The organism is Lentzea sokolovensis (assembly GCF_033949975.1).
In the GTDB taxonomy this organism is placed as follows: Bacteria; Actinomycetota; Actinomycetes; order Mycobacteriales; family Pseudonocardiaceae; genus Lentzea; species Lentzea sokolovensis.
Window position 1 is genome coordinate 334,521 of the sequence record NZ_JAXAVU010000015.1, and the last position, 20,667, is coordinate 355,187.

Sequence of the window (20,667 nt, forward strand, 5' to 3'; positions counted from 1 at the left end):
TCTAAGCCCACCTGGTGTCGAAGCAGTTCGCGTCCACGTAGTCGCGGACCAGGGCCGGATCGCCGGACGAGGCCTTGGCGGCCGCGTCCCGCACGAACTGGCGTCCTGCCGTGTCGGCCTCCGGCGGGTACCGGGTCACGAGGTGTTCGATGGCGTCGAGTGCCGTGGCCGCCTGCGCCTTGTCTCCCCGTGTGACCGCCGCGTCCCACGAGCGATACCAGGCACAGGTGTTCACGACCGCCAGCGCCTGACGTGCGAAGCCCTGCTCACCCTGGGCCGGCGCCGTCGCCTTGATCAGCGCCTCCAGGTCGGGCCGGACGTCCGACGGCCATTTCATCGCCGAATAGAGCGAACGCACCTCGCCCGGATGTCCGGCGGGCTCTGCCGCGCTCGCACCACACCCCGCGGCGAACAACACCAGCAGGAGAACGAACCGCATTTCTCAGCTCACGTTCCAGCGGACGTTGCCGTTCCAGGTGTCCGTGGAGTTGCTGCCGTACGACTTCGCGGAAAGGCAGAAGACCGTGCTCGCGCGGAAGCCGGAGCCGATTCGCACGTACGGCGTCGGGTCCGCGTTCTGCAGCCGCACCGCGGATCCCTCGGCACCGCCTGAGCAGCGACGCCACTTGACGTCGATCTCGGGCCCGTCGGTCTTGCGCACGTAGATGTTGGTACCGCCGACGGTCACCGTCCGCTGGGTGCCGTAGTTGACCCACTCGCCTTTCCGCAGATTTCCGGAAAGACCGCTTTCACTCGCACTGGCGGGCATGGCGGTGGCGACCAATGCGCCGATGATTCCGACCGCGACCAGGAACGTCTTCTTCATCACTGTTTCCTCCCCAGGCATCGGGAACTGAACGCAATGAAAAGTAGTGACGGCGACCTGAACCGGGATACCGCTGGAAGAGCAGCGGCCGCCCAGGTCGACAGCTACTTGGATAATCACCAACTAGCCCGAGAGAGTGATGCCAAGCCACCAGCAGGGTGCCGCCGAACACCGTGAACGCTAGAAGCACCCGGAAAACGAAGGAGGGGCCACACCGACGGCGTGGCCCCTCCTCCAGATGAACATCAGACGACCGCGCGCTCCTCCGCGAAGTGGCACGCGGCGGGGTGACCGTCGTTGCGCACCACGAGCTCGGGAACCTCGGTGGCGCAGATGTCCTGCGCCTTCCAGCACCGCGTGCGGAACCGGCAACCCGAGGGCGGGTCGATCGGCGACGGCACGTCACCCGTCAGGCGGATGACGTCGCGCCGGCCGCGCTGGGTCGGGTCCGGCACCGGCACGGCGGACAACAAAGCCTGCGTGTACGGGTGCATCGGACGCTCGTAGATCTCTTCCTCGGTGCCGATCTCGACGATCTTGCCGAGGTACATCACCGCGACGCGGTCCGACAGGTGGCGGACCACCGACAGGTCGTGCGCGATGAAGACGTACGAGAGACCCATCTCGGACTGCAGGTCGCCCAGCAGGTTCATGACCTGAGCCTGGATCGAGACGTCCAGAGCGGACACCGGCTCGTCGCACACGATCACCTTGGGCTTCAACGCCAACGCGCGGGCGATGCCGATGCGCTGGCGCTGACCGCCGGAGAACTGGTGCGGGTACCGGTTGATGTGCTCCGGGTTGAGCCCCACGGTCTCCAGCAGCTCCTGGACCTTGCGCTGCCGGTCGCCCTTGGGCGCGACCTCGGTGTGGATCTCGTACGGCTCCCCGACGATGTCGCCGACCGTCATGCGCGGGTTCAGCGACGTGTACGGGTCCTGCAGCACGATCTGGATGTCGCGGCGCAGCTTGCGCAGCTCCGCGCCCTTCATCGCGAACATGTCGCGGCCCTCGAAGCGCGCGAGGCCCGACGTCGGCGGTTCCAGGCGCATCAGCACCTGGGCCAGCGTGGACTTGCCACAACCGGATTCGCCCACCACACCAAGGGTTTCGCCCTTGTTGAGAGTGAACGAGACACCGTCGACGGCCTTGACGTGGCCCACGGTGCGCTTGAACAGCACGCCGACGCGGACCGGGAAGTGCTTGACGAGGTTCTCGACCTCGAGGATCGGCTCAGCCACGAGCGACCACCTCCTCCGCGATGTGGCACCGGCTGGTGCGGCCCATGCCGAGGTTGTGCACGACCGGCACCTCGGTGGAGCACCTGTCGAACACGCGCGGGCAGCGCGGGTTGAACGGGCAGCCGGGTGGGATGTTGGTCAGCGACGGCGGCAGACCCTTGATGGTCTTGAGCTCCTGGCCGCGCAGGTCGACGCGCGGCAGGGACTCGAGCAGCGACTCGGTGTACGGGTGCCCCGGCGCGCGGAACAGCTCGTAGACGTCGGCGTGCTCGACGATGCGGCCCGCGTACATGACCGAGATCCGGTCCGCGACGTCGGCGACGACGCCGAGGTCGTGGGTGATCAGGATCATGCCCATGTCGCGTTCCTTCTGGATCTCCGCCAGCAGGTCCATGATCTGGGCCTGCACGGTGACGTCCAGCGCGGTCGTGGGCTCGTCCGCGATCAGCAGCTCCGGGTCGAGCGCCAGCGACATCGCGATCATCGCGCGCTGCCGCATACCGCCGGAGAACTGGTGCGGGTAGTCCGAGACGCGACCCTTGGCGTTCGGGATCTTCACCTGGTCGAGGAGCTCGACCGCCCGCTTGCGAGCGTCCGCCTTGGACATCCCGCGGCGGACCTTGAGCTGCTCCTCGATCTGGAACCCGATCGTGAACACGGGGTTCAGGGCCGACAGAGCGTCCTGGAAGATCATGGCGATGCCCTCGCCACGAACCTGACGGCGCTCTTCCGCCGACTGGGTCAGCAGGTCCTCACCGCGGAACTTGATCGAACCGTTGGTGATGAACCCCGGCGGCGTGTCCAGGATGCCCATGATCGTCTGGGCGGTCACGGACTTGCCGGAACCGGATTCACCCAGCACCGCAAGGGTTTCGCCCGCCGAGACGTGGTACGAAACGCCGTTGAGCACCTTCGCGACACCGTCGCGGGTGCGGAATTCCACGTGGAGATCCTCGACCTCCAGCAATGGCTGAGTCACAGGATTCCCCTATCGGGACTTGGGGTCGAGGGCGTCGCGCACGGCGTCACCGAGCATGACGAAGGCCAGCACGGTGATCGTGACGAAGCCCGCGGGGAACAGCAGCATGTGCGGAGCCGACTGGAAGTAGTCGCGCGACTCGGAGATCATCACGCCCCACGACACGACCGGCGGACGCAGGCCGATGCCGAGGAACGCCAGCGTCGCCTCGGCGCCGATGAAGGCACCCAGGGCGATCGTCGCGTACACCAGCACGGGCGCCACGGTGTTCGGCAGCAGGTGCCGGAACACGATCCGCAGCGGGGACGCACCGAGACCGCGGGCGGCCTTGACGTAGTCCTGCTGCTTCGCCACGAGCGTCGCCGAACGCATGATGCGCATGGCCACCGGCCACGACAGCACGGCGATCGAGAGCACCACCTGCGTGATGATCCGGAAGACGCCGGGGTTCTCCGTGGGCGCGTTGAGCGTCGTCAGGATGACGATCGCACCGAGCACGAACGGGATGCCGGCGAAGATGTCGCTGAACCGCGACAACACGCTGTCGATCCACGTCTTCGCGTAGCCGGCGATGATGCCGACGGTCGACCCGATCAGCACGGTCAGCAGCGTCGCGAAGATGCCGACCAGCAGCGACGCGCGGGCGCCGTGCATCGCACGGGCGTAGACGTCGTAGCCCTGCAGGTCGTAGCCGAACCACGCGTCACCCGAAGGCGGCTGCAGCGACTTGTCGAGATCGGCCGCACGCGGGTCGACCGACGTGAACAGCGTCGGCCAAGCCGCCATCAGCACGATGATCGCGATGATCACCAACGAGATGATGAACGTGGGCTTGGTGCGCAGCTCGCCCCACGCGTCGCTCCAGAGCGAGCGCGGCTTCTTCTGCTTCTGCGACGAGTCGTCGACGTGGCTGAGCTGGTCGACACCTGCCGCCGCGGACGCCTCGAGTCCGGTTCCGCCGGACACGGATCCTGGGTCACTCATAGCGAATCCTCGGGTCGAGAACGGCGTACAGGAGGTCGACGATCAGGCTCATCAGCAGGTAGACCAGGACCAGCAGGGTCACGATGCCCGTGACCATGATCCCTTCCTTCTCCTGGATGCCGCGGAAGATCAGGCCACCGATGCCGTTGATGTTGAAGACGCCCTCGGTGACGATCGCGCCGCCCATGAGGCTGCCGAGGTCGGTGCCGAGGAACGTGATCACCGGGATCAGAGAGTTGCGCAGCAGGTGGATGCCGACGACGCGGGACTGCGGCTGACCCTTGGCGATGGCCGTGCGCACGTAGTCCGCGCGCCGGTTCTCGACGATGCTCGACCGGGTCAGGCGGGCCACGTAGGCCATCGAGAGACTGCCGAGCACGAAGCCGGGCAGGATCAGCTCGCCGAACGTCGGATCGGAGCTGACCGAGGTGTCCATCAGGTCGAAGCCCTGCGGGCCGAGGTAGAGCCGCAGCACGAAACCGGTGACGAAGACCGGGAGCGAGATCAGGAACAGGGTCGAGACGAGGACGAGGTTGTCCAGGAAGCCCTGCTTGCGCAGACCGGTGAGGACGCCGGCGACGATGCCGATGACGGCCTCGATGATCAGCGCGATGATGCCCATCTTGAGGGTGATCGGCCACGAGGTGGCGATCTGCTCACCGACGGAGACGCCGTTGAAGGTGGTGCCGAAGTCACCGACGAGCAGGTTGCCCAGGTACTTGAAGTACTGGACGACCAACGGGTCGTTGAGGTTGAGCTTTTGGCTCATCTCGGCGATGTAGGCCGGATCGCACGGCCGCTGGCCGCACTTGCCCGCGAAGGGGTCCTGCGGGATCGCCCAGACGAGGGCGTAGATCAGGAAAGTGGTCCCCAGGAAGACCGGTATCAGCTGCAGCAGACGGCGCAGCACATAGCGACCCATGAGGTCGGCTCCTTGCGTGGTGGGGGGCGCCCAAGGTCCTGGACACCGCACCGGCCCCGCGCCCGTAACGCTTGAGGGACGCGGGGCCGGACGGTGTGTTCAGAACTCAGGTGTTAGGCAATCAGGCCTTGACGCGGAACGACTCCAGGGCGCCCTGACGCTTGAACGACATCTTGGCGTCGAGCAGGTTCTTGGAACGACCGCCGATGCCCTTCTCGTTCCAGGTCGGCATGGAGGGCAGGTCCTTGGCGATGAGGTCCTCTGCCTGCTGGTAGATCTTGATCGCCTCGTCCTCGCTGGCCGTCTGGTCGGCCTTCTTGAGCAGGGCGTCGACCTCGGGGTTCGAGTAGTTCGAGTCGTTGGACGAACCACCCGTGCGGTACAGCGGGTTGAGGAAGTTCTCGATCGACGGGTAGTCGGCAGACCAGTCCGAACGGCTCATGCCGGTCAGCTGCTTGCCGTCGACGATCTGACGGAACGCACCGAAGTTGGTGGCACCGACGAACTCGCAGTCAACACCCAGCGCCTGCTTGATGCTGTTGCACGCCGCCTCGAGAGGCTCCTTGCGGCCACCGTCCTGGTTGGACTGGATGGTCAGCTTGGTGCCCTTGAAGCCCGACTCCTGGAACAGCTGCTTGGCCTTCTCCGGGTTGTACTTGCAGTACTCGCCGCAGGTGTCCGCGCGGTAGCCCTTGATGCCGGGCGAGACGAAGCTGGTGGACGGCACGTACGAGCCGGCCAGCACGGTCTTCGTGATCTGCTCGCGGTTGATGGCCATCGAGACGGCCTGGCGCAGCTTCACGTTCTTGAACTCTTCGATGTACTGCGGGAACGCGATCGCGCTCTGGCCGAGCAGGTTCGCGGTCACCACGGCGTCACCGAGGTCGGCCTTGTACTTCTCGCCGACCTTGGCCGACGGGGGCAGGGCCTCCATGAAGTCCAGCTTGCCCGCGACCAGGTCCTGGTACGCGGTCTCCTGGGAGGAGTAGATCTTGTAGTCCAAGGTCTTGAAGTGGACCTTGTCCTCACCCTTGTAGTCGTCGAAGCGCTCCATCTTGATCAGCGCGTTCGGCGTGCGGGAGACGAACTTGAGCGGGCCGTTGCCGATCGGCTTGGCCTCGGCGGCCTTCGGGTCCGCGAAGAACGAGTCGGCCATCGGCGCGAACGGCGTGTAGCCGATCATCGTCGTGAAGACCGAGGTCGGACCGTTGAGGGTGACCTTGAACTCGTAGTCGCCCACGAGCTCGAGACCGGACATCTTGTCCTTGGCCGGCTTGGCGTTCTCGTCGGCCGGGTGGACGTCGTCGAAGCCCGCGATGGGGGCGAAGAACGATGCCGCCTGCTGAGCGTTCGGCGCGTACGCGGCCCAGTTCCAGGCGTCGACGAAGTTCTTCGCCTTGACCTCGGTGCCGTCGTGGAACTTCCAGCCCTGCTTGATCTTGATGTTGTAGACCTTGGCGTCACTCGTGGTGATCGCGTCAGCCATCAAGTTGTAGGGCGCGCCGTCTTCGGTCTTGTAACCGACCAGCCGCGAGAACAGCGAGTCGGTGACCTTGCCACCGCCGGCCTCGGTCGTGTTGGCCGGGAACAAGGTGCTCTTGGGCTCGGTGCCGTAGATCGACACCGTGCCGTCCGGGTTGTCCTTGCCATCGGTGGCGTTGGTGCTACCGCCACCGCCGCCGCATGCGCTGAGCGTCATGGCGAGCGCGGCTGGCAAAGCCACCCACGCAACCCGTGATCGCGACATCAGTCTCTCCCGCCTTTCCCCGGCGCCGCTCCGCAGATATTGCGTGCGCGCGCCTCCCCGGGAGGTCTCGTCCACCTCCCAAAACGTGAGAGGACGTTAACCGGGGCGTCCAGTGGTACGCGCACCGAAATCGGTCACAAAATTGTCACGATCACCTCAAGCGCACCTTAATTCGGCGCTAGACCAGCGAAAACGCGATGCCGTCGAGGATGTCGTGCTCGCTGCACACGAGCGTGCGAATTCCCGCGCGATTCTCCAGCTCCTCGGCAATCGCACGCAGTACCACCGCTCCACCGCAGATCACATCCACTCGACCGGGGTGCATGGGTCCCAGCGAGGCACGCTCATCATGCGTCATGGAGAGGATACGGTCGGTGATTTCACGAACATTGTCAAGTGTGATGCGGGAGAGGTGAATATCGTCGCTGTTGTACACCTCCAACCCCTGGACCAGGGCTGACAATGTCGTAACCGTGCCGGCGACCCCGATCCACGTCTTCGCCTTCTCCACGGGGACGACTTCGAAAGCCTCTTTGATCGCCGCGCGCGCAAACGCTTCCGCTTGTTCGATTTCGTCCTGCTTCGGCGGATCGGAGTGGATGAACCGCTCCGTCAGCCGCACGCAGCCGATGTCCATCGACCTCGCGGCCTCCACCTCGGCGCCCGTGCCGAGGACGAACTCGGTGCTGCCACCACCCAGATCGGTGACGAGGAAGGGTCCCTCGTCCGGGTCAAGATCGGCCACCGCACCGAGGTAGGACAGTCTTGCCTCCTCGTCCCCGGTGATCACCTCCGCGGGCGCGCCGAGGATCGACTCGGTCATGCCGAAGAACTCGTCGCGGTTGCTCGCGTCCCGCGTGGCACTCGTCGCGACCATCCGTGCGACCTCCACGCCCTTGCGCTGCATCGTGCGCACGTAGTCGAGAAGAGCCTGGCGCGTGCGTTCGATCGCGTCGGGGTGCAACCGCCCGGTCGCGTCCACGCCCTGCCCGAGCCGGACGATCTTCATCTCGCGATGGACGTCCCGCAGCCACGCCGTGCCGTCCTCGCGCTTCGTCACGTCCGCGATCAAGAGCCGGATCGAGTTGGTTCCGCAGTCGATGGCCGCGACCCGCGACATGGGCACTCCTCAGTGGTTCCGATGTTCTTCCGCAAGCATCGCGTACACGAAGCAGTCGGCCCACTCGCCCTTGAAGAACTCGTGGTGGCGGAAGTGCGCCTCCCTGCGCATGCCCAGCCGTTCCATGAGCCGCCACGACGGCTCGTTGCGCACCTCGCACTCGGCGACGATCCGGTGCAGCCCGAGGTCCTCGAACCCGATCTTGAGCATCACCTCGGCCGCCTCCCGCGCGTACCCGTGGCCCTGGAACGCCGGGTTGAAGATGTAGCCGACCTCGCCCTGCCGGTGCTCCTCGCTGCGCCACGTGATGTCGACCTCACCGATGACGCGGCCGTCGAGCGTGACCGCGGTGGCCAGCCACTGGCCCTCCTCGGTGATCTCGCCCCGGCCGATCCACTTGGCCAGGTTCTCCGCGGCCTGCGCGCGGGTGTACGGCTCGTCGTGGAGGTAGCGGGTGACCTCGGGGAGACTCCGGTACGCGAGGACGTCGTCGAGATCGCCCGGTCTGAAGGGCCTGAGGACGAGACGGTCCGTCCTGATCGGGAAGTCAGGTCTGAGCACGCTCGTACTCCTCTTCCAGGAGCGCGTAGACGAACAGGTCGCCCCACTCGCCCTTGAAGATCTCGTTCTGCCGGAAGTGCGCCTCCCTGCGCATGCCGAGGCGTTCCATGAGGCGCCACGACGGCTCGTTGCGCGGGTCGCACTCGGCGACGATCCGGTGCAGGCCGAGTTGCTCGAAGCCGAGTTCGAGCATCTTTCCGGCGGCCTCGGAGGCGTAACCGTGGCCCTGGAAGTCGGGGTTGAGGCTGTAGCCGATCTCGCCCTGCCGGTCCTTCTCGCTGCGCCACTTGAGAACGGCGCCGCCGATGACCCTGTCCGCTTCCGGCAGGTGCACGGCCAGCGCGAGCCGTTGGCCCTCCTCGGTGAGCTCGTTGTCGCTCACCAGCTTGGCCAGCAGCTCCGCGCACTCCTCGCGGCTGACGGACTCCTCGTAGAGGTAGCGGAAGACTTCCGGGCGGGAGCGGTAGGCGTAGAAGTCGTCGAGGTCGCCCGGCTCGAAGGGGCGGAGGTGGAGGCGGGCGGTCTTCAGCGGGTAGTCGAGACGCACACCGGCACCATGCCAAGGAACGCGGTCCGTGCCACCCGATTTAGTCCATGCAGAGGAAGAACAGTCCGCGCTCGAGTTCGCCGATGGGCGCGACGACCCGGCCGACGTCGGCTCCCCACGCTTCGAACCTGTCGACCTCACCGACAGCGAGGGTGGGATCGAACTCGACCGGCTGCCGTCCGACATCGATCCCCGGACCTTCGTGCTCCAGGTAAAGGCCGTTCTCGACGTCCGGGGAGAACCTCGGGCTCATGGCACTTTCACGAGGTGGAGGAACGCCGACCACGCCTGCTCCGACACGGGGAGGTGCGTGGCGGGGGCCTTGCTGTCGCGGATGCCGACACCGTGCCCGACCTCGACGCAGTCGCTCACATTGCCGCTATAGCTGCTCTTCCGCCAGATCGACAAGCGAAACGCCCCCTTGGGCCTCAAGGCTGCTGATCAGTCTCCTCGACTCTTCAGCATCCAACGCGTGCTTGTCGAGCCACTTCAACACATCGTCGTAGGCATCCAGGCTCTCCTTGTCGTCCAGGAACAAGCCCGTCCGCAAGGCTTCGACCCAGATGGCTGGCTCGTACTGGTTGTACTCCAGCTTGACGAACGGGCCAGCCCCACCAGCGTGTGCGCCGATCGCCGCAGGCACGACTCTGATGGTGATGTACGGGCGCACCGCCATCATCAGGAGGTGGAGCAACTGGGTCCGCATCATGTCCGGGCCGCCGACCTCCAACCGGAGCGCGTTCTCATGGATGTAGAAGAGGAACTCCCGACTGCGGTCGAAGATCACCTGCCGGTCGAGCTTCAACCGGATCAGATCGTCGAAGTCGGATGGCTTGATGACCGCCGAATTCTCCAACTGCGCGCGGATGTAGCCAGCGATCTGAAAGAGGCCCGGCACGTAGGTCAAAGACCATGTCGTGATCTTGTTCGCGAGCCGTTCCTGATCGATGAGAGCACGTAGTGGGACCGGCTCTCCGCCTTCGTAGAACTGAAGCCAGCCCTTCTCCCGTGTCTCACGGTAGAGCGCGACCATGCGGTCGACTTCAGCGTGCGGGACGCGGCAGTAGGAGAGCAGCCGGATCAGGTCGACCTCGCTGATGCCGCCCTTGCCGTTCACCGCGTCGGAGATCTTGGCTTCCTGCCAGTCCACCAGTTCGGCGAGTCCGCGTTGGGTCATGCCGCTCTGTTCGATGGCGTCGCGGACGCCCTGACCGAACTCCCGGCCCACCACGCTTGAGTTGCGCTTCGGCATGCAGACGAAGCTAGGAGACCCGATCCCCTTCGCTCCAACGTTTCTGCCCGAATCGCACCGAACGAAGTACGGGTTGGAATCGTTCCAACCCGACACGCCGGGCTAGCTCGGCGTACTCGTGACCAGGCTCTGCGAGAGGGGGGCCGACGAGCTGGCGGCGCTGCTGCTGCCGGCGGGGCTCGTGGACGACTGCGTGGGACCGGTGGACGAGTTCTGCTGCGGCGGCGTCGTGGTTGTCGTCGTCGTAGTGGTGGTCGTCGTGGTCGTGGTGGTCGTCGGCGGCGTCGTTGTGGTCGTCGTCGTGCACGTGGACGGCGGCGGAGTCGTCGTCGTGGTCGACGTGGACGTCGAAGTCGTCGTCGAGCTGGTGGTGCTCGTCGTCGTGGTCGGGCAGTTCGGCGGCGTCGTCGTGGTGGTCGTCGTGGTCGTGGTCGTGGTCGTCGGCGGAGTTGTCGTCGTCGGCGGGGTCGTCGGCGTGCCGGGGTTGGTGTTGCCCGGCGCCGGGTTCTGCGCGTTGTCCCCGGTGGTCGGGAGGTTCGGCAGGATGTCGACGTTGTCGCTGTACTGCTTGGCCCACTTGAGGACCGTCTCGACGTACGTCGTGGAGTGGTTGTAGCGGAAGACGGCGGCGGCCCGGTCGGCCTGCTTCGTCAGGTCGCCGCCGCCTGCGCAGAGGTAGCGGCCGGCGCCCAGGGCGGCGTCGTAGATGTTGTTCGGGTTGACGTTGCCGTCGTCGTTCAGGTCGCCGCCGAAGCTCGCCCACGTCGAGGGGATGAACTGCATCGGCCCGACCGCGCGGTCCCAGGTGCTGTCTCCGTCGAGGCGGCCGGCGTCGGTGTCGCTGATGGCGGCCATGCCGGGGGCGCCGTTGAGGACCGGGCCGAGGATCTTGGGGGTGGCGTCGCCGACGGCGTTCACGCGGCCGCTGTTGGCGTGGTTCGACTCGACCTTGCCGATGCCCGCGAGCAGCGCCCAGTCGAGGTTGCAGCCGGGAACCAGCTCGGCCATCTTGTCCTCGGCGCGGAGGTACGCCTCGACCATGACGCCGGGAATGTCGTGCACGCCCGCGACGTCGTCGAGCAGGCTGCCCTCGTCGAGGTCGAGGTCGCCGTCTTCGAGGTCGGCGAGCAGTGCGGCGCTCAGCTCCTCGGACAGCGGCAGGCGGCCGGACGCGCCCAGCTCAGCCGGGTCGCGGTGCAAGGCACCGAAGACGTCGGCGGGGCCCAGCGAGACAGCGATGTCGTTGTGCTTCGCGAGGTTGACCCAGTCGACGAGCTTGGTACCGACGATCATCGCCGGGGCGAGCATCGCAGCCAGCGCAGCGACAGCGAAGCCCTTTTGCCTGGGCGTCAACGCCGACGGTCCGCGCAGTTTGGCCATTGCCACGAATTCTCACCTCTCGTGTGTCATCGCGGCTCGCCGTCCTGCCATTACGGCGAATGCCCCAGTCGGTGACCTGTCCCACCCTGCCCCACTCCGAAGCCTAGGTGTACCCAAGACGGAGTGAAGCGTGCGTTCGGTTCCGTTGACCGTTAACTCGCTGCGCAATCACCCGCGGGCCACAGTCCCTGCTCGCTCAGAAGCGCCAGCGCCTCGTCCCCCATGGGGTTGACGCCGGGGCCCTTCGCGAGGGCGTGGGCGACGTGCACGTGCAGGCACTTGACCCTGACCGGCATGCCGCCCGCGGTGACCTGGGTGCCCAGCGACTCGATGGCGTCGCGCTCGGCGAGGTACGCCTCGTGCGCGCGCTGGTAGGCGGCCGCGAGCTCGGCGTCCACCGCCAGACGATCCTGCTGCTCCTTCATCAGCCCGCCGCCTTCCAGCGTGCTGACCAGCGAGTTCAGCTTCGGGCAGGTCAGGTAGTACAGCGTCGGGAACGGCGTCCCGTCGGGCAGCCGCGGGTTCGTCTGAACGACGTTCGGGTGCCCGCTGGGGCACCGCGAGGCGATCGCACGTGTCCCGCGCGGCGTGCGGCCGAGCTGCTGAGCGACCGTTTCCAGGTCAGCAGCACTTACTTGTGCGTCACCGATTCCCACAGTTCCTCGTACCAAGACCCTTGTGCCGCCTGCTTGCCCGACGGCCTCTCCGTTTCAGTGTTGCGACTCTCGTCACCCGGCAGTTGCACGATGTAGGGCGTCTCGCCGGGCCGCACCCAGTGCAGCCGCTTGCGCGCCTCGATCTCCACGTACGCCGGGTCTTGCAGCTGTGCCTTGCGCTGTTCCAGTGCGGCGACCGTCTCCCTCAGCTTCTGCTGTTCGGCACCCACGTCCCGCAGCTCGTCGCGCTGCGAGAGGTAGGTCCGCAACGGGACCGCGATGCTCAGCGCCAGTGCGCACAGCACCATCGCGAACATCGCGGCCCGTCGCGTGCCGGTCATGCCGAACGCGCCACCCGTGCCCTCACTGCGCCGTGACGGCGCCTTGGGACGGGGTGGCTTGCGCGCGCGTGCGGGCCTCGCCTCCCGCTCTTCGCGGGGGCGACGGGGACGACGCGCGCGCTCGGCCATGCGTTAAGCCTCTCAGCTCTCCGGGGTGTAGCGCGGGAACGCGAGCTCGCCCGCGTAACGCGCCGCGTCGCCGAGGCTCTCCTCGATGCGCAGGAGCTGGTTGTACTTCGCGGTGCGCTCACCACGCGCCGGAGCACCGGTCTTGATCTGGCCGGCACCGGTCGCGACGGCGAGGTCGGCGATGGTCGTGTCCTCGGTCTCGCCCGAGCGGTGCGACATCATCGACTTGTAGCCGTACGACGTGGCCAGCGAGACCGCGTCGAGGGTTTCGGACAGCGTGCCGATCTGGTTGACCTTCACCAGCAGCGCGTTGGCGGCGCGGCGGGAGATGCCCTCCTCCAGGCGCTCCGGGTTCGTGACGAACAGGTCGTCGCCGACGATCTGGACCTTCTCGCCCAGCTCGGCGGTCATCTGGACCCAGCCGTCCCAGTCGTCCTCGGACAGCGGGTCCTCGATGGAGACCATCGGGTAGTCGCGGACGAGCTCGGAGTAGTAGCCGATCATCTGCTCGGCGGACCGCTTGTTCTTCTCGAACGTGTAGGCGCCGTCGGAGAAGAACTCCGTGGCGGCCACGTCGAGCGCGAGCGCGATGTCACGGCCCGCCCGGTAACCGGCCTTCTCGATGGCCTCGAGGATCAGGTCGAGCGCGTCGCGGTTGCTGCCGAGGCTCGGGGCGAAACCGCCCTCGTCGCCCAGGCCGGTCGCGAGGCCCTTGCTCTTCAGCACGGACTTCAGCGCGTGGTAGACCTCGGTGCCCCAGCGCAGGCCCTCGCGGAACGTCTCCGCGCCGATCGGCGCGATCATGAACTCCTGGATGTCCACCTCGGTGTCCGCGTGCGAACCACCGTTGAGGATGTTCAGCATCGGCACCGGCAGCACGTGGGCGTTCGGTCCGCCGATGTAGCGGAACAGCTCCAGGCCGGAGCTCGTCGCCGCCGCCTTCGCGACCGCGAGGCTCACGCCGAGGATCGCGTTGGCGCCGAGACGACCCTTGTCCGGCGTGCCGTCCAGGTCCACGAGCTTCTGGTCGACGATGCGCTGCTCGACGGCCTCGATGCCGACCAGCTCGGGCCCGATCTCGTCGAGCACAGCGGTGACCGCGCGCTCGACACCCTTGCCGCCGTACCGCTTGGCGTCGCCGTCCCGCAGCTCCACCGCCTCGTGCTCACCGGTCGAAGCACCGGACGGAACAGCCGCACGCTCCAGCGTGCCGTCGTCCAGCGCCACCTCGACCTCGACGGTGGGGTTGCCGCGCGAGTCCAGGATCTCGCGTGCTCCGACCTGTTCGATGACCGCCACTTGCGCTCCCTGTTTCTCCTGCGTCTCGTCTCGCGACGAGCCTACTTGGGCCAGGTGACCGGCAGGGGGTCGCCACCTACGGATCACAGTGGGCCGTCGGAGCCGGTCTACTGAATCGTGCCAGACGCTCTACGTGCTGCCCATAGCCGCGTCAGCCGACCTCGGACAGCGTCTTCGCGCCACGCCGCACCGCCTCGGGCAGGTGCCGCCTCGCCGTCGCCTCCTCACCGGCCACGACCCGGAGCCCGACGACCAGATCCCCGCGCACGAGGAAGGCCTCACAGCTCCAGACCGGGGACGAGATCAAGGTGAAGCTGCTGCAGAACGCGTACGAGCCTTCCACACCCTCGAGCTCAGGCAGGTCCACATCGGCCTTGACCTCACGCTCCGGCTTGCCGATCTCGTCGACCCAGGTCCGGCAGGATCGAGCCTTGTCCCGCACCGTGCCGAGGACGTGCTGCGCATCGACACCCACCAGCCCGAACACGATCTGGTCGATGATCACGGGCCCCGTGAACACCCGGACGCGCGAGGTCGAGACACCGGAGTCGATCTTCGCGCCCTCGCACACCCGGCTGAGATCGCCCTTGCTGACGGTGGGTTCGGCGGTGAGCTTCGGCTTGTCGGACTCGAACCGGCCACCGATGTCGTCGAAGGTCTCCGGCGGCATCAGTGCCGCTTTCACCTTCACGTCCATCGCCTTCACCAGGTCCGGTGTGGACGCCGTGGACGTGGTCGTCGGTGCGGATGTCGAGGCCGAGGGCTCGGCCGGCGCCGGTGAACAGGCTGCCAGCAGCCCAGCACAAACAAGCGTGATCGCATGACGCATCACTTCAAGTCCCCCCAGGACAGTGCGTGAGTCGAACGCTCAGGCTAGACGAGCCGGGGCGTCTTCCGTGCTGCCTGCAGCACGCAGGCGTGCCAGCAGCACCTCCTGCACGGGAGACCTTGGTTCGAAGTCGGCGAAGGTCAGGCAGTCCTGCCGGTGCGGCAGCCCGACGACCAGCTCGACGGCTTCGCGCAGGTTGTTCGCGACGAGGCCGGCCTGCCCTTCCGAACTGGCGTGGAGGACCGGCCGTTCCGAACCCGCATCACCGCAAAGGTAGAACTGCCCACCGGCGAAGTCACCGGCCACCGGTTCGAGCGGAAGCCCCGAAGAACGCGAGCAATTCGCGCAGACGCACGTCGTCCGGCAGAACCCAGGTGTTCACGTGGCGACCCTAAGCGGCAGGTGTTTCACGCCGTTCTGGAAGTTCGACCGCAACCGCGCGATCTCCCCGTCCAGCTCCAGCATCCCCGGCAGGTCCAGCACCGCGTCGAACACGGCCCGCATCTGCGTCCGCGCCAGCTGCGCGCCCAGGCAGAAGTGCGGCCCGTGCCCGAAGCTCAGGTGGTCGGCCTCCCGCCGCCCCACGTCGAACCGGTCCGGCTCGGTGAACACGCGCTCGTCCCGGTTGGCCGAAGAAAACCAGACGACGACCTTGTCTCCCGCCCGGATCTCCTGGCCGGACAACGAGGTGTCCCGCACGCACGTGCGGCGGAAGTGCATGACCGGCGTCCACCAGCGCAACATCTCTTCCACCGCAACGGGAAGCAGCGAACGGTCGGCGCGCAGGCGCGAGTACTGATCAGGGTGTGCGAGTAGCGCGATCATGCCGCCCGGGATGCCGTTGCGCAGGGTTTCGTTGCCCGCCACGGAGAAGAGCCAGAAGAGGTTCTCGAACTCCTCCAGCGAGATGTCCTCCAGCATGAGGTTGCTCAGGACGTCTTCGGACGGATGCGCGCGCTTGTACGAGCCCAGGGCGTGCGCGTAGGCGTAGAGGTCGGGCATGCCGTCGCGGGCGCGCGGGTCGCGGCCGTCATCGGGGCGAAGCTCCAACGCGGCGAGAGCCATGTCGGTCATGCCCGCGGTCGAGCTGGACGACAGCGCGTAGTCGGGGTCCTGGAAGCCGATCACGCGGTTGCTCCAGTCGTAGAGCAGCGCTCTGTCCTGGCGCGGAACGCCGAAGACGTCGGCCAGGGTCAGCAGCGGCAGGTCGGCGACGGCATGAGCGAAGTCGCCGGACGTGCCGCGAACGATCTCGCGGGCGTTCGAGCGGATGCGGTCTTCCAGAAGCGCTACGGCTCGGGGCGTGAAAGCCCTGGTCAACATGCGTCGCAACCGCGAATGCTCTGGCGGGTCCTGGTTGAGCATCATGCGCTGGACGTAGGCCAGATCGGCAGGCAGGGGGTCGCGGATCTGGGTGGCGCCGCGGTGCGAGGAGAAGACGGCGGGCGTGCGAAGGACCGTGCGGACGTCCTCGTGGCGGAAGACTGCCCAGAAGTCGTCGATGCGCACCACGTTCTTTTCGCGCAGCCGGGTTAGTGCGTCGTGCGGGACTCCCGAGGTATACGTGTCCGGGTCGACGATGAGGTCGGCATCGGTCCTGGGCATAGAACGGATTCTGACGTGCTTCATGTCGAACGTGGTGGAAACGGGCCGTTGCTGGTGCTGTTGCACGGGCTGGGCGCTACCGGCGAGGTGTGGCAGGACGTCGTGAAGGACTGGGAGGGCAGCTGGCTCGTGCCCGATCTGCCTGGTCATGGACGAAGCGCCGCGATCGACCGGTACTCGTTCGGTTCGTTCGCGGCGGCGGTCGCGAACGAGATCCCGCGCGAGCCCGTCACGATCGTCGGGCACTCGCTGGGCGGCGTGGTCGGGCTGACGCTGGCGAGCGGGTGGTTCGGGGTCGAGGTCACCACGTGCGTCGGCGTCGGGATCAAGGTCCAGTGGACCGACGAGGAGTTGCAGAAGGCCGCCGCGCTCGCCGCGAAGCCCGGGAAGGTCTTCGCCACCGAGGAGGAAGCCGTCGAGCGAGCGTCGAAGATGGCGGGCGTACCACTGCAGCACGGCGTGTCCGAAGTGGATGGTGGATGGGCGCCGTCGCTGGACATGAGGGCCTTCGGCGTGGGCCGGCCGGACATGGCCGGGCTGATCATGGCCGCACAGGCCCACGTCGTGCTGGCGGCGGGCGAGAACGACCCGATGAGCCCTCAGGAACACCTGCGGGAGCTGGTGCCCGAGCCGGTGATGTTCCCCGGCGCGGGCCACAACGTGCACGTCGAGTCGCCCTCGTCGCTGCGCACCGTGCTGGCTCAGCTCGCGACGTAGCCGCCGTCGGCCGTGATCACCGAGCCCGTGATGAAGCTGGCCTTGTCGGAAGCCAGGAACAGCACGGCCTCCGCGATCTCCTCCGGCTGGCCGACGCGCTGGAGGGGAAGGTCCTTCGCGATCGCCTCGAACACCTCACCGGCCTCCGCCAGGGCCTTGTCGGTGGCGACCGGGCCGGGCGCCACGGAGTTCACGCGGACGCCGCCGGGGCCGAACTCGATGGCCCACGAACGGGTCAGCGCGTCCATCGCGGCCTTGGAGGCGTTGTAGACGGACCCGACCGGAGTGCCGACGACGGCCGCGATCGACGAGACGTTGACGATCGAGCCCTTGCCCTTGGCGACCATCGCCGGGGCGAGGGCGGCGGTGAGGAAGTAGGTGCCGCGGACGTTGACGTCGAACACCTTCTGGTAGACGTCGACGGACTGCTCCGGCGTCGGCGAGAACGGGAAGATGCCCGCGTTGTTGACGAGCACGTCGACCTCGCCGACCTCCTCGGCGAGCTTGCGGACGTCGTCGACGCTGGCGACGTCCGAGACGATGAAGTGACCGGTGCCGCCGGCCTGCTCGATCAGCGCGACGGTCTCCTTGCCGAGTTCCGCGCGGCGACCGGTGAGGTAGACGGTGGCCCCCGCCTCCGCGAGCTTGACCGCGATGGAGCGGCCGATGCCGGAGGTGGCGCCGGTGACGAGTGCCTTCTTGCCTGCGAGTTCCTTCGTTGACATGTCTACGAACTTGCCGACGCCACATCGTCAGGCCATAAATTCCAGATGAATCAGCTGGTCAGAACAGGTGCGCGCCACCCGAAGTACATCCGCACGAACCGCGGCAGCCGGTACCGGCCGAGCACCAGCGGTTCGATCAGGTGCACGTCGGCCAGCGACTCCAGCAGGAAATCGATCACGCCAGGATCGGCGCCGGACATCTCCGCGGCCTCGCACACGTCGATCACGTCCGCGTCGCGGCGCGCGAAGCACTGCAGCAGATGGCGTTCCCGCTCGGTGATCTGCTGATCCGCCTTGATCATCGGTGCCAGCACGGCCATGCAGTCGGACGGGATGGCCTCGCCGAGCTGCGTCTCACGTTTCATCTGGGCCAGCAGCATCGCCACGGTCCAGTTCGGGCGGCCGGTGAGCTTGCCGCCGAGCACGCGGATGGGGTTCGGCAGGTGGGAGACGCGCGCCAGCACCTCGTCCACGGCGTCCGCCTCGGCATCGGCCCTGGCGGGATCGAGGACCCTGCGGAAGAACTGGTTCGCCTCGGCCTCGGTCAGCCCGGCGAGCTTCACCCAGGTCACGCTGGGCAGCTCGTTCCAGCGCCGCACGCTCGTGAGGATCATGGCCGAGCCCGGGGTGTGCAGGTCCGCGATCTGGGCGGGGTCGTGCACGTCGTCGACGACGATCAGGAACCGCTTGCCGCGCGCCTTTTCCCGCCACAACGCGGCTTTGTCGCCGTGGGGGTTCTCGACGCCGACCGCGCGCAGCAGCTCGTTCGCGACGTCCTTGCCCCGGACGAAGATCTGCCCGTCGGGGTAACCGTGCTTGGCGAGGTGCGCGACGTGCGTGGCCAGCGCAGTCTTGCCGCTGCCGTGCATGCCGGTGATGCCGACGGTGCGCGGGAGGGCCTGCAGTGCCTGCGCGATCTCGGTCGTGCGGCCGGTGAAGTCCGGCAGGCCGGGCGGCAGTTGCTCCGGCCGGCGCGTCAGGTTCAGCTCGCCCCGGAGGATCTGCGCGTGCACCTCCCGCAATTCGGGACCGGGTTCGAGGCCGAGTTCGTCGTTGAGCAGGGCACGCGCCTGATGGAACTGCTCCAACGCGTCGGCCTGCCTGCCGTCGCGGTAGAGGGCCTGCATCAACAGGGCGCGCGTCCTTTCCCTGAGCGGGAAGGCCGCGACGTGCTTCTGCAGTTCGAGGACGTCCATCTCGCGTTCGAGCAGGGTTTCGCGGCAGTGCAGCCGTTCGTTGGCGATCCTGGCCCGCTGGGCCTCGAAGTAGGTGCTGCTCAGGCCTTCGAGCGGCTCGTCGCGGCAGTCGTCGAAGATCTCCGCCCTGAGCGTGTAGCCGCCGTCCTTGGACTTCAGGTCCAGCTCGGGAATGGCCTTGCGGATCTTGTACGTGTACGTCCGCAACGCCATGACGGCGCTCGGCGTCGGATCGTCCCAGACCATGCCGATCAGCTGGTCGTTGCTCAGCCGCATGCCGTTGTTCAGCAGCAACGCCGCCAGCACCGCGCGCTGCTGGCGCGGTCCCAGGTCGATCTCCTCGTCGTCTCGCCAGGCTCGTACCGGACCCATCAGTGAGAAGCGCAGGCTCATGCAACGTGACAACGCCCTCGGGCATTCCCGGCATGCCCGAACGAAACGAGTACTATGAACGTAGGCTCCAAGCCTACGGAGATCGTATGAATGACCGCGTCACCATCTCGACCAAGCTCGCCAGGAGAGAGAACAAGGTCCTGCGCCCGAGAGACGCGGGAGACGTGTACGCCCACCCCCGCAGCGAGTTCGAGCGGTTGCGCGAACAGGCGGTGCTCAGCCACATCAGCACCGGCTACTACGCGCTGGCCCCGATGGAACGGCTGGGCGATCCACGCTGGCGACCGGACCTCACGGCCGTCGCACTCGGCGTGGCCCAGGCCGACTACGGCAAGGACGCCGTCGCACTCATGAGCGTCACCGCGGCCCGCCGGCACGGCGCCCTGCTGCGCACCATCGGCACGGCGGTCGTGGCCGCGCCCAAGCAACGGCCTGTGCTGCGCACCAACGTGGGCGACGTGGTCTTCGTCAAGCGCGACGTCCGCCGCCTTGACCTCGAACGCGTGGAAACCGAGCTCACCGCGGGATGGATGACCACGCCGGAGCAGACGGCGCTCGACGTCGCGGCCCGGCCCGAACTCGGCGGCATCGAGCAAGCCGAGGCCGAGTCGATCCTGCGGGCGCTCGCCCGGAAGATCGACTGGACGGTCACCGAGGAGCTCGCGCGTGATCAGCACAGGCCGGCGGCGCTGGCTCGGGTGAAGGAGGCGGCGGGTGTTTGAGCACGAGGAGCTCGTCGCGGAGCTATGTCGCGTTGGCCGGCAACGGGCGCGGCTCGATCACCTGCTTCATCACGATCGTCGACGTCAGCCCGCGCACCCCTGGCAGCTTCGCCAGCGTCTCCTCGTACAGCCGCTGGTACGACGCGAGGTCCGCGGTGACCACGCGCAACAGGTAGTCGGGGCTGCCGAACAACCGTTGCGCCTCCACCACGTTCGGCACGTCGACCAGTGCGCGGTCGAAGTCGTCCATGGTGTCCAGGCGCAGTTTGGCGAAGACCAGCGCCTCGAAGCCGAACCCGAGGGCGGCCGCGTCCACCACGGCCCGGTAGCCGTGGATGACGCCGTCGCGTTCCAGTTCTCGCAGGCGCCGCTGGCAGCGCGAGATGCTCAGCTGCACGCGCTGGGCGAGGTCGGTGACGGTGATTCGCCCATCGCGCTGCAGTTCAGCAAGAATTTTGCGGTCCACGGCGTCCATGAGCAAAGAACGCAAACACCT

The 20,667-nt window shown here is 67.2% G+C and carries 25 protein-coding genes; 2 read left to right on the forward strand and 23 right to left on the reverse strand.

The features are described from left to right. Position 1 precedes the first annotated feature (1 nt). From SK854_RS39985 to SK854_RS40080, 20 genes are all read right to left on the reverse strand, one after another. Positions 2 to 439, reverse strand: coding sequence for a hypothetical protein (locus SK854_RS39985; protein WP_319980340.1), 438 nt, complete (start codon positions 437 to 439; stop codon positions 2 to 4). A gap of 3 nt (positions 440 to 442) precedes the next feature. After that, positions 443 to 826 (reverse strand): hypothetical protein, encoded by a 384-nt coding sequence (locus SK854_RS39990; RefSeq protein WP_319980341.1) that lies wholly within the window; start codon positions 824 to 826, stop codon positions 443 to 445. A gap of 245 nt (positions 827 to 1,071) precedes the next feature. Beyond that, positions 1,072 to 2,067, reverse strand: coding sequence for an ABC transporter ATP-binding protein (locus SK854_RS39995; protein WP_319980342.1), 996 nt, complete (start codon positions 2,065 to 2,067; stop codon positions 1,072 to 1,074). Further along, positions 2,060 to 3,046, reverse strand: a complete 987-nt coding sequence (locus SK854_RS40000; RefSeq protein WP_319980343.1) for an ABC transporter ATP-binding protein — start codon at positions 3,044 to 3,046, stop codon at positions 2,060 to 2,062. The genes SK854_RS39995 and SK854_RS40000 overlap by 8 nt, the downstream gene beginning before the upstream one ends. Positions 3,047 to 3,055: 9 nt before the next feature. Beyond that, positions 3,056 to 4,030, reverse strand: coding sequence for an ABC transporter permease (locus tag SK854_RS40005; protein WP_319980344.1), 975 nt, complete (start codon positions 4,028 to 4,030; stop codon positions 3,056 to 3,058). After that, positions 4,023 to 4,952 carry an ABC transporter permease gene (locus SK854_RS40010; RefSeq protein ID WP_258947297.1) on the reverse strand — a complete coding sequence of 310 codons (930 nt, stop codon included), beginning with the start codon at positions 4,950 to 4,952 and terminating at the stop codon, positions 4,023 to 4,025. The genes SK854_RS40005 and SK854_RS40010 overlap by 8 nt, the downstream gene beginning before the upstream one ends. A 121-nt stretch (positions 4,953 to 5,073) precedes the next feature. After that, on the reverse strand, positions 5,074 to 6,699 hold the full coding sequence (locus tag SK854_RS40015; RefSeq protein WP_319980345.1) for a peptide ABC transporter substrate-binding protein: 1,626 nt from the start codon (positions 6,697 to 6,699) through the stop codon (positions 5,074 to 5,076). A gap of 178 nt (positions 6,700 to 6,877) precedes the next feature. Continuing rightward, positions 6,878 to 7,819, reverse strand: coding sequence for a Ppx/GppA phosphatase family protein (locus SK854_RS40020; protein ID WP_319980346.1), 942 nt, complete (start codon positions 7,817 to 7,819; stop codon positions 6,878 to 6,880). Between the two features lie 9 nt (positions 7,820 to 7,828). Further along, a complete protein-coding gene (locus SK854_RS40025) occupies positions 7,829 to 8,380 on the reverse strand; it encodes a GNAT family N-acetyltransferase (protein WP_319980347.1) in 552 nt (183 codons plus the stop codon). Next, complete coding sequence (locus SK854_RS40030; protein WP_319980348.1) at positions 8,367 to 8,927, reverse strand: GNAT family N-acetyltransferase; 561 nt, start codon at positions 8,925 to 8,927, stop codon at positions 8,367 to 8,369. Before SK854_RS40030 ends, SK854_RS40025 begins: the two co-directional genes overlap by 14 nt. Positions 8,928 to 8,967: 40 nt before the next feature. Further along, positions 8,968 to 9,180 (reverse strand): SUKH-3 domain-containing protein, encoded by a 213-nt coding sequence (locus tag SK854_RS40035; RefSeq protein WP_319980349.1) that lies wholly within the window; start codon positions 9,178 to 9,180, stop codon positions 8,968 to 8,970. Beyond that, on the reverse strand, positions 9,177 to 9,299 hold the full coding sequence (locus SK854_RS40040) for a DUF397 domain-containing protein (RefSeq protein ID WP_319980350.1): 123 nt from the start codon (positions 9,297 to 9,299) through the stop codon (positions 9,177 to 9,179). Before SK854_RS40040 ends, SK854_RS40035 begins: the two co-directional genes overlap by 4 nt. A 7-nt stretch (positions 9,300 to 9,306) precedes the next feature. Then, positions 9,307 to 10,179 (reverse strand): helix-turn-helix domain-containing protein, encoded by an 873-nt coding sequence (locus SK854_RS40045; RefSeq protein WP_319980351.1) that lies wholly within the window; start codon positions 10,177 to 10,179, stop codon positions 9,307 to 9,309. 102 nt (positions 10,180 to 10,281) lie between these two features. Beyond that, on the reverse strand, positions 10,282 to 11,559 hold the full coding sequence (locus tag SK854_RS40050; protein ID WP_406601887.1) for a lytic transglycosylase domain-containing protein: 1,278 nt from the start codon (positions 11,557 to 11,559) through the stop codon (positions 10,282 to 10,284). 152 nt (positions 11,560 to 11,711) lie between these two features. Further along, positions 11,712 to 12,215 carry a DUF501 domain-containing protein gene (locus tag SK854_RS40055; protein ID WP_319980353.1) on the reverse strand — a complete coding sequence of 168 codons (504 nt, stop codon included), beginning with the start codon at positions 12,213 to 12,215 and terminating at the stop codon, positions 11,712 to 11,714. Then, on the reverse strand, positions 12,191 to 12,685 hold the full coding sequence (locus SK854_RS40060; protein ID WP_245822315.1) for an FtsB family cell division protein: 495 nt from the start codon (positions 12,683 to 12,685) through the stop codon (positions 12,191 to 12,193). Before SK854_RS40060 ends, SK854_RS40055 begins: the two co-directional genes overlap by 25 nt. 12 nt (positions 12,686 to 12,697) lie before the next feature. Beyond that, the gene (eno, locus tag SK854_RS40065) at positions 12,698 to 13,984 is read right to left on the reverse strand and encodes a phosphopyruvate hydratase (RefSeq protein ID WP_093602704.1); all 1,287 of its coding nucleotides are present in this window, start codon (positions 13,982 to 13,984) and stop codon (positions 12,698 to 12,700) included. A 151-nt stretch (positions 13,985 to 14,135) separates the two neighbouring features. Continuing rightward, entirely contained in the window at positions 14,136 to 14,813 is a 678-nt protein-coding gene (locus SK854_RS40070) for a hypothetical protein (protein ID WP_319980354.1), read from the reverse strand. Positions 14,814 to 14,852: 39 nt separating this feature from the next. Further along, complete coding sequence (locus SK854_RS40075; protein WP_319980355.1) at positions 14,853 to 15,119, reverse strand: hypothetical protein; 267 nt, start codon at positions 15,117 to 15,119, stop codon at positions 14,853 to 14,855. 72 nt (positions 15,120 to 15,191) lie between these two features. Continuing rightward, positions 15,192 to 16,418 carry a cytochrome P450 gene (locus tag SK854_RS40080; protein WP_319980356.1) on the reverse strand — a complete coding sequence of 409 codons (1,227 nt, stop codon included), beginning with the start codon at positions 16,416 to 16,418 and terminating at the stop codon, positions 15,192 to 15,194. Between the two features lie 15 nt (positions 16,419 to 16,433). On the opposite strand from SK854_RS40080, the gene SK854_RS40085 reads away from it, so the two are divergent. Next, on the forward strand, positions 16,434 to 17,135 hold the full coding sequence (locus SK854_RS40085; RefSeq protein WP_319980357.1) for an alpha/beta fold hydrolase: 702 nt from the start codon (positions 16,434 to 16,436) through the stop codon (positions 17,133 to 17,135). On the opposite strand, the gene SK854_RS40090 is transcribed toward SK854_RS40085, so the two are convergent. Together SK854_RS40090 and SK854_RS40095 are read right to left on the reverse strand one after the other, a co-directional pair. After that, positions 17,120 to 17,860, reverse strand: coding sequence for an SDR family NAD(P)-dependent oxidoreductase (locus tag SK854_RS40090; protein WP_319980358.1), 741 nt, complete (start codon positions 17,858 to 17,860; stop codon positions 17,120 to 17,122). The two genes, SK854_RS40085 and SK854_RS40090, sit on opposite strands and share 16 nt — an antisense overlap. Before the next feature lie 50 nt (positions 17,861 to 17,910). Next, positions 17,911 to 19,428 carry an AfsR/SARP family transcriptional regulator gene (locus SK854_RS40095; RefSeq protein ID WP_319980359.1) on the reverse strand — a complete coding sequence of 506 codons (1,518 nt, stop codon included), beginning with the start codon at positions 19,426 to 19,428 and terminating at the stop codon, positions 17,911 to 17,913. 107 nt (positions 19,429 to 19,535) lie between these two features. Here SK854_RS40095 and SK854_RS40100 point away from each other — a divergent pair, with 107 nt between their 5' ends. Further along, entirely contained in the window at positions 19,536 to 20,171 is a 636-nt protein-coding gene (locus SK854_RS40100) for a type IV toxin-antitoxin system AbiEi family antitoxin (protein ID WP_319980360.1), read from the forward strand. Positions 20,172 to 20,193: 22 nt separating this feature from the next. Here SK854_RS40100 and SK854_RS40105 read toward each other — a convergent pair whose 3' ends face one another. After that, complete coding sequence (locus tag SK854_RS40105; protein ID WP_319980361.1) at positions 20,194 to 20,646, reverse strand: Lrp/AsnC family transcriptional regulator; 453 nt, start codon at positions 20,644 to 20,646, stop codon at positions 20,194 to 20,196. Between the last annotated feature and the right edge of the window lie 21 nt (positions 20,647 to 20,667).